The 15,467-nt window shown below is 40.8% G+C and carries 13 protein-coding genes; 4 read left to right on the top strand and 9 right to left on the bottom strand.

Annotated features, from left to right (window positions below; all coding sequences use genetic code 11):
* Nucleotides 1–3: 3 nt before the first annotated feature.
* On the top strand, nucleotides 4–1,683 hold the full coding sequence (locus tag E4O07_RS02605; protein WP_253687144.1) for an ATP-binding protein: 1,680 nt from the start codon (nucleotides 4–6) through the stop codon (nucleotides 1,681–1,683).
* Nucleotides 1,684–1,685: 2 nt separating this feature from the next.
* On the opposite strand, the gene E4O07_RS02600 is transcribed toward E4O07_RS02605, so the two are convergent.
* The 7 genes from E4O07_RS02600 to E4O07_RS02570 form a co-directional block, all read right to left on the bottom strand.
* Entirely contained in the window at nucleotides 1,686–2,885 is a 1,200-nt protein-coding gene (locus E4O07_RS02600; protein WP_253687142.1) for a galactokinase, read from the bottom strand.
* Nucleotides 2,886–2,944: 59 nt separating this feature from the next.
* Nucleotides 2,945–3,280, bottom strand: coding sequence for a type II toxin-antitoxin system HicB family antitoxin (locus tag E4O07_RS02595; RefSeq protein ID WP_253687140.1), 336 nt, complete (start codon nucleotides 3,278–3,280; stop codon nucleotides 2,945–2,947).
* A gap of 45 nt (nucleotides 3,281–3,325) precedes the next feature.
* The gene (locus E4O07_RS02590) at nucleotides 3,326–3,496 is read right to left on the bottom strand and encodes a methyltransferase (RefSeq protein WP_253687138.1); all 171 of its coding nucleotides are present in this window, start codon (nucleotides 3,494–3,496) and stop codon (nucleotides 3,326–3,328) included.
* Nucleotides 3,497–4,111 carry a methyltransferase domain-containing protein gene (locus E4O07_RS02585; RefSeq protein WP_253687137.1) on the bottom strand — a complete coding sequence of 205 codons (615 nt, stop codon included), beginning with the start codon at nucleotides 4,109–4,111 and terminating at the stop codon, nucleotides 3,497–3,499.
* 16 nt (nucleotides 4,112–4,127) lie between these two features.
* Nucleotides 4,128–5,831, bottom strand: a complete 1,704-nt coding sequence (locus E4O07_RS02580; RefSeq protein WP_253687135.1) for a galactose/methyl galactoside ABC transporter permease MglC — start codon at nucleotides 5,829–5,831, stop codon at nucleotides 4,128–4,130.
* 23 nt (nucleotides 5,832–5,854) lie between these two features.
* Nucleotides 5,855–7,348, bottom strand: coding sequence for a sugar ABC transporter ATP-binding protein (locus E4O07_RS02575; protein WP_253687133.1), 1,494 nt, complete (start codon nucleotides 7,346–7,348; stop codon nucleotides 5,855–5,857).
* A 112-nt stretch (nucleotides 7,349–7,460) separates the two neighbouring features.
* A complete protein-coding gene (locus E4O07_RS02570; protein WP_253687132.1) occupies nucleotides 7,461–8,672 on the bottom strand; it encodes a substrate-binding domain-containing protein in 1,212 nt (403 codons plus the stop codon).
* A 119-nt stretch (nucleotides 8,673–8,791) separates the two neighbouring features.
* On the opposite strand from E4O07_RS02570, the gene E4O07_RS02565 reads away from it, so the two are divergent.
* Complete coding sequence (locus tag E4O07_RS02565) at nucleotides 8,792–9,670, top strand: acyl-[acyl-carrier-protein] thioesterase (RefSeq protein WP_253687130.1); 879 nt, start codon at nucleotides 8,792–8,794, stop codon at nucleotides 9,668–9,670.
* 70 nt (nucleotides 9,671–9,740) lie between these two features.
* Here E4O07_RS02565 and E4O07_RS02560 read toward each other — a convergent pair whose 3' ends face one another.
* A complete protein-coding gene (locus tag E4O07_RS02560; RefSeq protein WP_253687128.1) occupies nucleotides 9,741–11,426 on the bottom strand; it encodes a S26 family signal peptidase in 1,686 nt (561 codons plus the stop codon).
* 110 nt (nucleotides 11,427–11,536) lie between these two features.
* Nucleotides 11,537–12,490: a PD-(D/E)XK nuclease family transposase gene (locus E4O07_RS02555; protein ID WP_253687127.1), complete on the bottom strand. Its 954-nt coding sequence runs from the start codon at nucleotides 12,488–12,490 to the stop codon at nucleotides 11,537–11,539.
* Between the two features lie 133 nt (nucleotides 12,491–12,623).
* Here E4O07_RS02555 and E4O07_RS02550 point away from each other — a divergent pair, with 133 nt between their 5' ends.
* A complete protein-coding gene (locus E4O07_RS02550; RefSeq protein WP_253687125.1) occupies nucleotides 12,624–14,399 on the top strand; it encodes a proline--tRNA ligase in 1,776 nt (591 codons plus the stop codon).
* Nucleotides 14,400–14,411: 12 nt separating this feature from the next.
* A complete protein-coding gene (locus tag E4O07_RS02545) occupies nucleotides 14,412–15,446 on the top strand; it encodes a DUF7954 domain-containing protein (protein WP_253687123.1) in 1,035 nt (344 codons plus the stop codon).
* Nucleotides 15,447–15,467 lie beyond the last annotated feature (21 nt).

Raw genomic sequence — 15,467 nt, 5'->3', positions numbered from 1 at the left:
GATATGAAAGAAAATAAAAAGCGGATTTTGATTTTAGGAGCAGGGTTAATGCAGGGGCCTGCAATAAGGGCTGCAAAGGAATTGGGCTGTGAGGTTATAGCTGTCGACGGAAACCCGAATGCGGTTTGTGCAAAAGAGGCCGACAAATTTTTTCCGATAGATTTAAAAGATATTCCTTCCCTCATAGACCTTGCAAAAAAGTTAAAAGAAGAAGGCGGCCCGGCCGATAAGGGCATAGCCGGCCTGGACGGGGTCTTTACTGCAGCTACGGACTTTTCAGTATCGGTTGCAGCCGTTGCAGAAAGTCGGTCTCTTCCCGGGCACAGCTTGGAAGCAGCCCGCCGCGCAAGCGATAAGGTCTTGATGAGGGAGTGCTTTGAAAAGCACGGAGTACCTTCCCCTAAGTTTACCCATATTTTTAAAAACGAAATCGATGAGGCTCTTCAAATCTTAAAACAAAAAGACATTCCCTTTCCTATTACGATAAAACCTGCCGACAATATGGGAGCCCGCGGCTGCCGCTTGGTTTACTCCCAAGAGGAGTTAAGACCGGCCTTAGAAGATGCGGTAAATTTTTCGCGGAGCGGAAAGGCCATCGCCGAGGAGTTCATCGACGGTGAAGAGTTTTCGCTTGAAGCCCTCGTTGTAAACGGAGAGATTTTTTTAAACGCCCTCGCAGACAGGCATATTTTTTTCCCGCCATACTTTGTCGAAATGGGGCACACGATTCCGTCTATTAAGGGCAAAGAAGAATGCGATGAGCTTATAAGAGTTTTTTGCCTAGGCATAAGGGCCTTGGGGCTTACAAACGGAGCGGCCAAGGGAGATATTTTTTTACGAAAAGCCGATCCCCAAAAGGGCGACAAAAGGACTGCCTGTGTCGGCGAAATCGCGGCCCGCCTTTCAGGGGGTTACATGTCAGGCTGGACGGTTCCCTATTCTTCGGGCTTTAATGTAACTAAGGCCGCCGTCAAAATCGCCCTAGGCGAACCCGTAGATGAGCTTCCCATAGGTGGTGCCGCCCGGTTTAGTGCAGAACGGGCTTGGATTTCGGTGCCGGGAATAATAAAAAAAATAGAAGGGCTTGAAGGAGCAAGAAGCACAAAAAACGTAAAAGATGTTTTACCACGCCTCTTTGAAAATGATGAGGCTGTCTTTCCTAAAAACAATGTAGAAAAATGCGGCAATGTCCTAAGCTCTGCAGAAAGCTATGAGGAAGCAGTCAAGGCAAGCATGGAGGCCGTCCAAAAAATCTTTTTGCGCCTTGAAAAAGCAAACAGCAAAACAAATCTTTTTTTTGAAAAGACAAACCCTTCAATAGCTGAGCAAAATAATTATCCGCCGAACTTTTTTAAATTTCCGCAAAACAAAAGCACAGACAAAATTAAAAACAAAAGCTTCGATAAGCTATTGGAAAATTCTATTTTGATAGAAGAAGATGAAATTCTCTACCCTTCATTTTTTAAAGATTTTTTAAATACGGCCTTTGATGTACACGGCCTTTCTATTCGGGAAGCAATAAAAAAATCGTTTGACCTTGAACCGAAGCTAAAAGAACGGATGCTCAAGACTCAAAAAATAGGAGAGCCCTTAAGCCCTCATCTCGTCTTATGGTGGAAGTACTTTATCCGCGGCAGCCGTCAAGGACTGATTTATTATTTTGACACCGAGCTTTGCGGTTAAAATTACACCGAAATAACAGATACTCCGTCGGATGCTTGGCAGGCAAAAAATGAGGCGGTAAAGCCGGTTTGTTCCGTGTACTCCTTCCCGACCCTTTCGGCAAAGTCTTCAAAGCCGTCCTTGTGAACAATGGCGATGGCACAGCCCGAAAAGCCGGCACCTGTCATCCTTGCACCGATACAGCTTTTTTCTTTTATGGCTGCAAAGAAAAGAGCATCCAGTTCTTTTCCGGTAACCTCGTAATCGTCTTTTAAGGAAAGGTGGGATTGGTTTAGATAATCGCCTAAAAGTTTTAAGTCCTTATTTTTTAAGGCTTCGGCACTCCGCCTTACCCTGTCCATCTCGGTAACGCAATGCCTTACCCTGCGGGCAAATTTTTCTCCCAAATTGGAAGCCAAGCCTTGCTCCAATTTTTTAAAATCGGAAACACTTAGATCGCACAAAAAATTTATATCTTTTTCTTTTTGTAAAAAGGCAAGGGCTTTTTCGCATTCTTCCTTTCTTTCGTTGTATTTAGATTCCGTCAATTTGCGCGGCTTATTTGAATTCATAATTACAATTCGGTAAGGCTCGGTTTCGAGAGGAATGTACTCATACTCCAGTGAGGAAGTGTCTAAAAGCAGGGCCTGATTTTTTTTACCCATAGCTATCGAAAACTGATCCATAATTCCCGATTTAAGGCCTAAAAATTCATTTTCGACACGCCTGCCGGTTTTAGCAAGCTCAACTCCGTTGATTTCAAAATCAAAGGCATGAGAAATAATTTTGCCGAAACAAAGCTCCAAGGCAGCCGAAGAAGATATACCGCTTCCTTGCGGAATGTCGCTTGTGATTAAAAGCTCAAAACCGGTGTCGGCCTTTAAGCCCCTTTCTTTTAAAAACAAAAACATTCCGTTTAAATAATTTGCATAATCTTTTTCTTCATCAAAGGCTAAATTTCCGTCAAGCTCAAATTCAAAAACTTTTTCCGATTTAACCGAGCGGTAAATTATTTTTTTATCCCGCCGTTTACGCAAGGCAATCCTTAAATATAAATTCACCGACGCAGGAAGTACAAGACCTCCGTTATAATCTATGTGTTCGCCTATTATATTTATGCGAGCAGGTGAAGCCGCAAAAATAATTTTTTCTTCCGAATTCCCGTAAAAAGAAATAAAGGCATTTTTTAATTCTTGTAATTGTATATCGTCTGTTAAGTTCAAAGTTTTCTCCTCCTTCATTTTATATATAATGCTTACATGGATGCCGAGAGCATAGTAATTTATATTCTAGTCATTGTTAATTCATGTTGTAAGGCTTTTTCAACGAAACTATTTAATGAAAGATTTAATCTTTTAGCATTGATTGCAATTCGTTTATGAAGTTCCGGTGATATGCGTATGTTGAATTTTCCGGAATATGGTTTCTCGGGTTCTACATTTTCTTCCCGGCACCAGTTGAGGTAATCGTCAACCGAGTCAACAAAGGCTTTTTCTATTTCCGCTACGCTTGTACCTTGAAATGTAATAACATCACGAGTATTTATAACATCTCCATGTAGTATTTTTGCTTCCGGATCGTATTCTATTTTTCCGATATATCCCTTATATTCAATCATTTTTTACTCCTGCGTTTTCTATAAACGGGTAAATTTTAAAGATTCCTACTTCTCGGCATAGATGAGGCTGCTTTGGATGTAGGTTTTTATTTCCAAGCCGTGGCCCCATTTTTTGGCATACTCGTCGGATACCTCTTTTGAGCTTATGTCGATATTTTTAAAGCCGATTTTTTCGAAGGCTGTTTTGATCTGCTCCGCAGACCAGGCTCCTCCCACTCAGGTTTTTACCATATCGGGATCGGATACCCACTCTTGGGGCAGGGCTTTTTTTAAGGTTATATCCGAAACAGCTGTTCTTCCGCCTTTGCGAAGGCAGCGGTAAATCTCGGAATAAACTCCGTATTTATCCGTAGACAGGTTTATTACGCAATTACTCATGATAAGGTCTAAGGAATTATCGGGAAGAGGAATGTTTTCAATCTCGCCCAAAATAAATTCGCAGTTGGTAAAGCCGTTTTTTACGGCGATTTCCGAGGCCCGTCTTATCATGGTTTCGGAGCCGTCAAGCCCGAAGACCTTTCCGTTTTTACCCACTGCCTTTGATGCTATAAAGCAGTCAAGCCCCCGTCCGCAGCCTAGGTCAAGAACGCTTTCGTTTAGGCGAGGCTTGGCCGCCTCTTGAGGATTCCCGCAGCCGAGCCCTAAGTCTGCCTCCTTAGGGATTCCTGCCAGATCTTTAGCGGCATAGCCTATTGAGGCAGTTATCTTTTCGGCTTCTCCGTTTACCGCAAGATTTTCCCTTGCCAAATTTTCGTAATGTTCTTTTACGGCATCCTTAATCGCATTTTTATCGTAAGCACTTTTATCGCAATTGTTTTTATCGCTGATCATTTAAATCTCCTAAGACTTATTTTTTCTTTAGGTATTTTACGCTGTCTAAGGCAACAGCCGCAATGATGATAAAACCCTTAAACACAAACTGCAAGTTGGTGTCTATTCCTAAAAAGGTTAAACAGTAGGTTAAACTTGTAAAGATGATAACGCCTATTACGGCACCGCTTATCTTTCCTATACCTCCGTTAAAGGAGATGCCTCCTACAACGCAGGCAGCAATGGCATCAAGTTCATAGCCCTGTCCCGTTCCTGCACTTGCGTTAGCCCTAAAAGCTTCCAGGAAGGAGCCTACACCGTAAAAGACACCTGCCATAATAAAGACTCCCATGGTAACCCTAAAAACGCTTATTCCGCTTACGGCAGCAGCTTCGGCATTTCCGCCTACCGCATACATATTTTTTCCGAAGACGGTCTTATTCCAAATAAACCATGCAATTACAATCGCAACCAAGGCAGGGATTATAAGCTTAGGCAAGGTAATCATCTCGTTATTTACAATGCCCAAAATCCATCTTCCGCCGAGTAAGTCCTTTACCTCATTATCGATTGATCCTACCGGAGTTCCGCTAGTGCCGAAAAACAAAAGACCGTAGATAATAAGCTGGGTTGCAAGGGTCGCAATAAAGGGGTGAATCTTAAGGCGGGCAGAAAAGACGCCTGCAAAGGCACTAAATAAAACGCAAAACAAGATTGAAAGACCGAGCGAAAGAATAAGGCGCCAAACCATCGGCATGGCAGTAAAATCCCAAGGGCCGAGCCCGAAAAAGGTCACTATGTTAAGCCCCGGATGTAAAATCAAGCCCGTAATAACCGAACCGAGGGCGACCATTCTTCCTATACTCAAGTCGGTACCGGCTAAAAGAATAAGCCCTGCAACACCGAGGGCGTAAAACATTCTTGTCGAAGCCTGTTCCAAAATCGTAAAGATATTGGGAAGGGACAGTAGGTTTCCGTTTCCCGATATGGGAGCCACAATTATACAGACAATAAAGAAAACCAAAATTGCAAGATAAAGACCGTTGCTCAACAAAAAGCTTGAGAGCTTAAACTTATAAACATAATCTTTAAAATTTAAAACCATGTTTTCTTTAAGATTTGTTCTTCCGTTTCTTAAAGAAATATTTTTTTGAACATGGTCTATGTAGGCTTGATTTTTTGCTTCCTTAGAGGCGGCAAGGGCATCCCTGTATTTATTTTTTACCTCAGCCAAGGAAGAGTTAAGCTGAAACTTTAAAACGTTTAGCTTGCGGTTAAGCTCTCCCGAATCCTTAGTTTCGGCAAACTCATCATGCACCGCTTTTTTTGCAAGTTCATTTTCCTGCATAATTGAAGCGGCTTGACTTTCATACTCAGCCTTGTACTGCTCCTGCTTTTGGTTTTCGGATTTTATAAAATCCTTTATATTATCGTTAAAAAGCTTATTCGAATAGGCAACAGATTCGGCTGCAAGCTTCTTTTCGGCATCCTTGTTTTCAAGAGCGGTCTTCTTTGCTTCTTCGATTTCTTTTTTATATTCTTCGATAGAAGAAGCCTTTACCTCATCGTCTATCAGGCGGTTCTTTTTAAGGGCATAGATATGATTTTTTAAAGAAGCTATCTTATCGACCCCGTCCTTGCGGAGCTCATGAAGGGCCTTGCCGTACTCGGCAAGTTTTTTATCTTCGTTAAAAAAACTAAAATCGATTAAATCTACTTTTTCATTGTTTTTATTTTCCATACAACATACTCCTTAAAATGTTCCTACAAATACTTAGCCGAAAGCCTGAGCAGGGTTTCTTGATCGGTTTCTTTTGTATTTACAATACCTGCAAGGCGGCGGTTGGACATGACGGCGATGCGGTTTGTGATACCTAAGATTTCGGGCATCTCGCTCGAAACGACGATTATGGTTTTACCCTCTTTAGCCATATTGATAATGAGCTGATATATTTCGTACTTGGCCCCGACATCTATACCGCGGGTAGGCTCATCCATCAAAAACACATCGGGAGAACGCTCCAGCCATTTTCCGATGATAACCTTTTGCTGATTACCTCCGCTCAAGGCAGAAATACTCTGATCGGCTGAAAGACAGCGCGTCCTCATGGTGTCGATTTCCCTGTTTGCGGCTTCACGCATTTTACGGTTTGACAAGACACCCATAGTTTTATAGCTATTCAAATTGGTAATTACCGTGTTAAATTCGATTGTGTCCTTGCCGAACATTCCGTTTAATTTACGCTCCTCTGTTAAAAGGGCAAAGCCGTAAGCCATAGCCTCTTTACTGCTTTTAAAATTAAGATATTTATCGTTAATACTTATGCTTCCCGACTCTATGGTGCGGATTCCGAAGAGGGCTTCCAAAAGCTCGCTCCTTCCGGCTCCTACAAGCCCGTAGAGGCCTAAGATTTCTCCCTTCCTTACGGTAAAGGAAATATCTTCCAAAACGGGAGCATATTTTGTTTTTAAGTTTTCTATTTTTAAAAAGTCTTCTCCGGGAACATTATCCACATCGGGAAAACGCTTATCCAGAGAGCGGCCGACCATGGCCGCAATAATTTCGTTCATATCGGTTTCAGCTATGGGTTTTGAAAGAATCATCTTGCCGTCCCTTAAAACGGCAACCTCATCGCAAACCTCAAAAACCTCATCCATCTTATGCGAAATATAAATAAATGAAACGCCTTTTTTTTGCAAGGCTCTAATTATCGAAAAAAGTTTTTTTACTTCCCTTTCGGTTAAAGAAGAGGTAGGCTCATCCAATACGATGAGCTTTGCATCATAGGAAACAGCCTTTGCTATTTCAACCATCTGCCGCTGCGAAACGGACATGGTGCGCATTATTGTTTTGGGATTGACATTCATATTGAGCGAAGAAAAAAGAGAACTTGCAGATTCAAACATTTTTATTTCGTCAACAACACCTAAGTTGGTCGGATAACGGCCTAAAAATAAATTGTCGGTAACGGTTCTGTCAAGACAAAGATTAAGCTCTTGATGAACCATAGCTACTCCGCTTTCAAGAGCTTCTTTAGGATTTTTAAATTCGATTGATTTATTTAATAAAGAAATGGTACCCTCATCCCGTGTATATATACCGAAAAGGCACTTCATCATGGTGGATTTTCCTGCTCCGTTTTCTCCCATAAGTCCCATTACGGAGCCCGGTTTTACGGTTAAGTTAATACCGTCCAAAACCTTATTTTTTCCGAAAGATTTTGAAAGGTTTTTTATTCCAAGAACTACATCACTCATCCCAAAGATCTCAACTCCTTTTAAAAGCCTCTTATTTAATTTTAAGGCAGGAGAAAAATTCCCCTGCCTTAAAACCATCAAAGATTAACGGCAGTCTTAAATTTAAGACTCATTAATACTTTAACTTGTCGGTGTAATTTGAACCTGAGTTCGTTTTTACCATGTTTACGGCAAAGGCATCAAAGTTGTTCAAGTTTGTAAATTTATCCAAACAGCTTGATTCGTTTTGTCCGTCACCTTGAACGATTGTCAATTCAATGTTCAAAAGGGGAGCATAGTATTTTAATGCAGGCAAGTATGAAGAAGAAAGGAAATTATCGCCTGAGTTATAAATCGTTAAAAGAACCTTCTTTTTGGGAGCATTTGTCTGCTTGATTCCGGCATCGCGTGTTCCGCCGAGGTAGTTCTTGTAGTTAGCCTTTGTAACACCTGAGTTGGCAGCCATAACAGCCTTTACATCAGCCCAGTACTGAACGGGAGCCGAAATTTTATTGCCGTAAGAGTCTGCAGCCGTAATACCCTTTGTGTATACATCAGTTCCCTTTAAACCGTCGAGCAAGTTGCGCAAAACCTGTAAGGTTGCAGTTGCCTGAGCATCAACGTTCTGAGAAACTGTTCCTGTAAGAAGGCCCTTGCCTACAGCTTCGATAGCATCTGCGTTTGCATCATAGCCGAAAATCGGAACACCTGCAGGATAGTTTGAAGCCTGTAAACAGCCCATTGCCATACCGTCATTGTTTGAAACAACCATATCGATCTGATCGGCAAATTTTGTTGCCCATCCGCCCATGGCTTCTGTTGCAGCATTGGCATTCCATGTAGAACCGTCTGTTCCTGTCATGGCCTTTCCTTCAAGCTCGATAACATCAAAGGTTTTACCTGCGATTGTTACGGAACCCTGCTTTGTTTTACCGGGATCGGTGGAACCGGCCCAAGTTCCCAAAGCCTTTCTGATTCCTTCAGTTCTGGCCTTTGAATCGTTGTGTCCTACATCGCCGATACAAAGAACATAACCGATGATGCCGTCTTCATTTCTGTCAAGTGAAGCATCTGCCGAAGCAAGAAAATCGGTGATAAGTTTTCCCTGAACCGCACCGCCGCCTGCGGCATCAAAACCTACATAATAGGTCTTGTCGTTCCAATTCATAGAAGTCATATCGATTTTTCCCGTTGTCGGATCTGAAGGCTGTCTGTTAAAAAATACCAGAGGCTTATCCTTGTTAAGAACTGCATTTCCGTTTCCGCCGCAGCTTACAACAAAAACAGCCGACACAATAAGAAGAGCAAAAAAAACTATCTGTGCAAATTTAGAAAAATTTTTCATAAATGCGCACCTCCTAAAATATAATTGAGTGTGAGTATATTATATTTTATAAAATATGTCTATATAGGGTTAAAGCTCTTCCCTAGAAACAATTTTAAAAAACTGCTATAATCCGGCCTATGATTATAGACAATAAATACACCATCCGTCATAAGATCCTAACAGGAAACATAGACGGAAAATGCAGGGCTACACCCATGGAATTTGCTCTTTTAGTTCAGGAATTGGCAGCAGGGCATTACAGTACAACGGGGCTTTCCATCCCTCACTTACAAAGAATGGGAATGACCTGGGTTATAACAAAACAACATTTTGAAACTGCCGAATATCCCCTTTGGATGGATGATCTAATCGTTCAGACTTGGGCACAGCCGTCTAAGGGCTTTTTTTGCTTTAGGGACTGTGCCTTCTTTTATGCCAAAAACGGAAAAAAAACTTCCATTGATGAGGCCTTTGAAGAAAAATTCCGTATTGAAGAAGGGAGAGAGAAAAGCTTATCTATAGAAGAAGAATTTAAAGAGCTTAAAAAGCCTATTTTTAGGGCAAGCTCATGTTGGGTAATATTGAACGCTGAAACGGGACAGCCTGTAAAGCCTGACGAAAAAACTATGCGAAATTTAAGTTTCAATGATGAACATCTTGAAGGTAAGGTATTTGCAAAGATTGCCATACCCGAAAAATGGGATATCGAAGAAAATTTCTGCCCCACCCTCTTGGATATAGATATGAATTCCCATGTAAACAATTTGAACTATATAAGGTGGATTCTTTCATACATGGATGCGGACTTTTGCAAGGGAAAACTATTAAAAACCCTTGATACCAACTTCATTTCGTCTGCCATGTATGGTGAAGAGCTTATATGCAGATCAAGCCTTTCTAAAAACGTCTGTATTCACTCCATAGTGAGGGCCAAGGACGGAAGCGAGGTTTTCAAAGCCCGTTCCGAATGGGCTGACGAAAAAGAACTTGCACGTGAACTAAAAGTAAAAGGCTAAACAGAGCAGCACGAATTGAAACTTTGAAAAAAAGCCGCATAAATTATGCGGCTTTTTACTTAAACTAAATTTATTTTACCAAACCGAAACGGGCTCTGGGAAAAAGAATCAGGTTTACGGTTCCCAACATTCTCGAAGAATGAATATAGCGGGGGGCCACATTTGTTACAAACATCATCGACATGGGATCATCTTTATTCAAAGCTTCCAAGTGGTATTGATACTCGTGCCTCATGTCCGTGGAATTAAATCGGTTATCTCCCATCATAAAATAGCAATTTTCAGGGATGTACTCTTCTTCCCCCTTAGGAAATTCATCCATGTTTCTTTGAGATGAGAGGGCCAAATAATACAGGTACTCACCAAGCTCGTTTATAATAGCTTGACGCTCCGCATCCGAAGAAAAGGCAGCCTCGCTCACATTGGCCTTATAAAGTTCCGCATTCCTTACAAGAAGCCTTCCAAAGGTCAATTTTACAAGAACATTGAGCCGGGCATTTCTCATCTCGTATAAATTGTGGGAATTTTTTTCGGCAGATTTTTTCCATGAGGTTAAAAAGTTTTCAAACCAGGTAAGTCCGCCGTCGGTAGTCAAAATCTTTGAGGCTATTGCCTCGTTATCGCGGGCCATTTGAGTAACAAGATATTGAGCCTTGCTCAAAAAGTCTTTAGCCGAAAAAATCTTATCGGGTTTAGACTTTATTTCCTTCATCTTTTTAACAAGGGTAAGAGCCTCAGCTTCTGCCTCATCGAAATTTACCCTTGCTCTCCAAGCTTCCACAGATTGAAGCCTGTTTAGGTCTTGGGTATTCATTTTTACGTCTTTTACATATTTTAAACTTGACTGCGGAAGTTTGGATAGATCCCAAACGGCGTAGGTACTTTCATCAAAGGCCTTAAAATCCTTTTCGCCGGCTTTCTTTATGTAGAGCACTCCGTCTACAAGCATAAGTTTTTCTCCGCCCACACCTACGATTCTTTTAACCAAGGGATCGGCCTTTATTCTTCCGCTTTCATCCTTGTTGATATTTACCATAGTAAGGGTTAAGTATTGAACCAGCTGGGAAGTAAAAAATTTAAGCTCGTTATTCGGGTCATTCTCATAATGAGGATTGCGGATTATAACCACGTCTCCCCTCTTATAATTATAAATTTGGGGAAAACGGAACGATGAAAGAGGAAAAGTAGGGCCCGAAGCGGCCTTAAAACCTGCAACCCTGTCTCCTATCATAAACTGCTGCACCATGGATTCTGAAGGAATAACATAGAGCTGCAAAACAAAAACGCTAAAAAGTAGGACTATACAGGCAGCCTGCAATATTGCATCAGCCCAATCTAAAATTTCCGAAATAAAAGAGCGCTTTTTTTTAGGTATCTCAGGTAATTCAGGAAAATACTTAGAAAGCCTTTTATCCTTTAATCTAAACAAAAGAATTCTGTTGTAAATAACTAATACAATCCAATAAAGGGCTAAGACAGCATCAAGAGTAGACCTATCCTCTCCGCTTTGAGAAGCCCTGGACATAATAAAGCAGGCCATAAAAATATAGGGCACATATTCCATAGTTTTACGCATTATAAGCATAGTACTTACAGTCTTTTTCTTAAAAAAAGAAAAGGTAGAAAAAGCTTTCCAAAGAGAATAAGCCGAACCCAAGGCCAAAGCCGCACCGGCAAGGCCTGAGCCGTTTTTTATAATTAACAAGATTGAAAATACAAAACTTAAAACCGATTCTGCGTAAAAAAGAACTGACATGAAAACTCCTGATAATTTCTATATTAGCTAACCGCCTAAACAAAGGGCTATAGGCAGCGGATTATATCACTTTTTTGTATTTTGTGCTATAGTTTTGAAAGACCCGTTTTTTATAAATTATCTATTTCTTCTATATTCAGGCCTGTGATTTTACTGATCTCTGTAAAAGGATATTTAAACATCTTCATTAGTTTAGCCATCTCAAGTATTTTTTGATATGCACCGTCAGCAAAACCTTCTTTTTTGCCCTGCAGCATGCCCCGCTCAATTCCTTGTTGAATTCCTTGTTGAATTCCTTGTTCAATTCCTCGTTGAATTCCCTGTTCAAACCCCTCTGCACGGCCTTCGGCTAAGCCCTCTCTTCTTGCGTCAGCTCTTTCCGCTTCTAAAAGCATTTGATACTTTTCTCGAGATAGTTCTCTAGCGATTTGTCTTTCTTCTTCTGTTACCATCAGGAGTGTTTCCTCTGCCATTCTTATACCCTCCTCTAAATTACATAGTTTTTCCAACATTCCGCTCTTTTTATCGTCTTCATAATTAGCCAAAAATCTTATCCAAAAATCTTTTAGTGTGTATTTTTCCAGTTTCTTTCGTATAGTATAACCTATTAAGTCATTTAATTCAATGTAAAGATACTGAATAACGGAATTTTCAGACATTTTTGCCAGTTTCGCATTTTTAGGCACATTACATCCAAAAACCGAAATACTTATAGCATATAAAGGATCATCCTTTTTAGATTCCAACTTCAAAAAACGAGAAGCCAAACGTAAAAGATACATTTGGTTACGCCTTGGATAGTTGCTTTTCCAAAATTGCTGCATCTCAAGGTTGATAATGAGACCTGAATCGGTTTTAATCAAAAAATCAAGATGATAGGTTTCTCCATTCGGAGCATCCCTAATAAGTTCTGTATTTAAAATATCCGCTTTTTTGATTTTACCGTAAGAATCTTCCAAAAAAGCATTTAAAAAACTTATAAGAGCCTTGTTGCCCTGTTCTCCTTTTGAAAACATTAATTTGAATACCCAATCCGTTTTGGGATTTAAAATTTCCTGTTCCATATTAATTTATGCCTCCATTATTATTGTATATTTTTTATGCAGTATAAAGTAAAATTAAAAAAAACATCTTAAATTTTATCCTATAGATTTTTTTAAGCAAAAGCGGTACAATAATTTTTTTGGAGAAGTAATTATGAAGATGACGCAGATGTATATGCCTACCTTGAGAGAGATCCCGAATGAGGCTGTCGTTGAAAGCCATAAGCTGCTTTTGAGGGCAGGAATGATAAGAAATTTGGCGAACGGGCTTTTTGCCTATCTCCCCCTCGGCTTAAAGGCCTTTAGAAAGGTCGAAAAAATTATCAGGGAAGAAATGGATGCAATAGGCTGTCTAGAATTTAAGCCTCCCGTAATTGTTCCGGGTGAAATTTGGCAGGAGTCGGGAAGATGGGATTCTATGGGGCCTGAACTTTTGCGCATTAAAAACCGCTTAAACCAAGAGTTGGTAGTAAGCCCTACGGCCGAAGAAGCCTTTACGGCTCTTTTAAAGAACGAATTATCCTCTTACAAAAACTATCCGGTCTTAACTTATCAGATTAACACAAAATACCGCGACGAGGTCAGGCCCCGCTACGGACTTATGAGAACTCGCGAATTTACAATGAAGGACGCATACTCCTTCCATACAAATGACGAAAGCTTAGATGAAGCCTATCTCAGCTTTGAAAAAGCCTATGTAAAGATTTTTAAGCGCTGCGGCCTTACGGTAATAGGAGTTAAAGCCGATTCGGGGGCGATGGGAGGAAGCGGCTCGCAGGAATTTATGGTAGAGTCTTCCGTAGGAGACGACACCCTCCTTCTCTGCCCTTCTTGCGGTTATGCAGCAAATGAAGAAAAGGCTGCCTGCGCACCCGATAAGGAGCAAGGTTCGGCTTCTGCAAGTAATATAGAAGAAATCGACACACCAAACATAAAAACGATAGAAGAACTTACGGCCTTTTTAAAAACGGAAAGCTCTTCTTTTATAAAAACCTTGATTTACCGCATAGAAAATTCCGAAGTACTCGGTAATGCAGAAAATAGTAAAAAAAGAGCGAAAGAGAGCGATGAAGAAACTCACCTGGCAGCAGTCTGCATAAGGGGCGATTTGGAAGTAAACGAAGCAAAGTTAAAATTCTCCCTTAAAGCCTCGGAAGCAATCCTTGCAAGCGATGCCGAAGTAGAAGAAGCGACAGGAACGGTTGTAGGCTTTGCAGGCCCCGTAGGCTTAAAAAACATTCCCGTAATTGCCGATGAAAGCGTTATGCTCATACACGATGCAGTAACCGGAGCCTTAAAAAAAGACAAACACCTTATTCATGTGGAGCCTTCAAGAGATTTTACCCCTGCCCATGTCTTTGACCTCCGCACGGTAAGAGAAGGAGATAAGTGCTCCGTTTGCGGCACTCCTCTTTACACTAAAAAAGGCAATGAACTCGGCCACATCTTTAAGCTGGGCTATAAGTACACCAAGTCGATGAATATGACCTACCTCGATGAAAACGGAAAACAGCAGCATCCCTCGATGGGCTGCTACGGCATAGGGCTTGACCGCCTTACGGCTTCAATCGTCGAAGAACACCACGATGAGGACGGAATAATCTGGCCTATGAGCGTCGCCCCCTTTCAGGTTGCCATAGTTCCCATAAAATACGAGGGCGAAATGCAAAAAGAAGCCGACCGCCTCTATGACGAGTGCAAAAGAAGAGGAATTGAAGTTCTCTTGGATGACCGAAAAGAAAGAACCGGCGTTAAATTTAAGGATATGGATCTCATAGGCATTCCGATAAGGCTCGTAGTCGGCGAAAAAAATCTTCCCAATATCGAATTTAAACTGAGAAGCAGTTCCGAAAACAGCTTGGTCAATAAAGATGAAGTGATGGATTTGGTGGAAAAAAACGTAAAAGAAGAACTTGCAAAATTAAGCTAGAGGCTTTTTAAGATGAAAAAGATTTTAAGTTTAAGCTTTTTACTTTTTTTCCTCCTGACGGCAGCCGGTTTTCGGCTTGCAGCTGAAGAAAAGTCAGCATGGGAGGGTACGGAATCGGGTGATTACGTTATATACCAAGACCTTTCATGGAAAGAAGGCACTTGGGCAGGTTTTTTATATTACAATGACAATGAGATAGGAAGCTTCTTGTGCACCTCAAACGGGAAGGTCTTTGCAAAGGTTCTTTTTAGCGGAGAAATTTTGGATGGGGAATTCGTAATCACAGGCCAAAACAACATTTCGGGTATCAACACGGATCCTGCCTACACCTATGCCGTAAACTATCTTATGGGAATGCTCCCAAAACTATATTCATGGAAGTCTCAAAACCTGATTGAAAGCCTTGTAATAAAAACGGGCTCCAAAACGGTAAATGAAGAACAATTCGGAGGCGAAAGCGAGGTAAAACTCCACTCTTACATTCCACTCTTTCATGTAAAAGAAATTTTAGATTCCGATAAGAACAAAGCCTTTGAGCTGGTAGAAATGGGAAAAACCGGGGACGAAAAAACTTTTTTTGAGTTTACCCCCAAAGAAGAAACTAAACAGCTTGAGACCAAATTCGTTTTAAACCCTAAGGCAAAAAAAGAGGAAAGAAGCGTTGACGGGGTTAAGCTTTCTTTAGACAGCCAATGGACGCAGATAGCAGACAATACTTTTTTTATGGGAAATGAGGCCTTTTTAAATGTAAACACAATAGACTTAAAAACTATACCCGGAGCAAAAGGCAGGGAGACGGATTTTTTAATAAAATACTTTTCGTCTTCAGGTAAGCTGTCCAAGGTACTTGCAAAAGATACGGAACTCAGCGGTTCAAGCAAGAAATTTAAGGTCATAAACAACGTCTATGATCTTGAAACAAAGAGCATAAAGCACGATATTAAATTGATAATAAAAAGAGAAAATTCAAAATATACTGTAGTAAGTTTGACTGTCGATAAGGCTTCGTACCAAAAATACAAAGATTATTTTGACGGTTTATTTTAAATTCTAAAAAAACTTTATGGA

This window comes from Treponema sp. OMZ 798, from assembly GCF_024181385.1.
Taxonomy (GTDB): Bacteria; Spirochaetota; Spirochaetia; order Treponematales; family Treponemataceae; genus Treponema_B.
This window is presented reverse-complemented; position numbering and strand designations above follow the sequence as displayed.

Excerpts from the sequence above, each read along its gene's own strand:
- E4O07_RS02585 (WP_253687137.1), bottom strand. The coding sequence starts at position 4,111 with ATGATCAGCGATAAAAACAATTGCGATAAAAGTGCTTACGATAAAAAT.
- E4O07_RS02575 (WP_253687133.1), bottom strand. The coding sequence starts at position 7,348 with ATGAGTGATGTAGTTCTTGGAATAAAAAACCTTTCAAAATCTTTCGGA.
- E4O07_RS02545 (WP_253687123.1), top strand. The coding sequence starts at position 14,412 with ATGAAAAAGATTTTAAGTTTAAGCTTTTTACTTTTTTTCCTCCTGACG.
- E4O07_RS02570 (WP_253687132.1), bottom strand. The coding sequence starts at position 8,672 with ATGAAAAATTTTTCTAAATTTGCACAGATAGTTTTTTTTGCTCTTCTT.
- E4O07_RS02560 (WP_253687128.1), bottom strand. The coding sequence starts at position 11,426 with ATGTCAGTTCTTTTTTACGCAGAATCGGTTTTAAGTTTTGTATTTTCA.
- E4O07_RS02565 (WP_253687130.1), top strand. The coding sequence starts at position 8,792 with ATGATTATAGACAATAAATACACCATCCGTCATAAGATCCTAACAGGA.
- E4O07_RS02595 (WP_253687140.1), bottom strand. The coding sequence starts at position 3,280 with ATGATTGAATATAAGGGATATATCGGAAAAATAGAATACGATCCGGAA.
- E4O07_RS02555 (WP_253687127.1), bottom strand. The coding sequence starts at position 12,490 with ATGGAACAGGAAATTTTAAATCCCAAAACGGATTGGGTATTCAAATTA.
- E4O07_RS02580 (WP_253687135.1), bottom strand. The coding sequence starts at position 5,831 with ATGGAAAATAAAAACAATGAAAAAGTAGATTTAATCGATTTTAGTTTT.
- E4O07_RS02605 (WP_253687144.1), top strand. The coding sequence starts at position 4 with ATGAAAGAAAATAAAAAGCGGATTTTGATTTTAGGAGCAGGGTTAATG.
- E4O07_RS02550 (WP_253687125.1), top strand. The coding sequence starts at position 12,624 with ATGAAGATGACGCAGATGTATATGCCTACCTTGAGAGAGATCCCGAAT.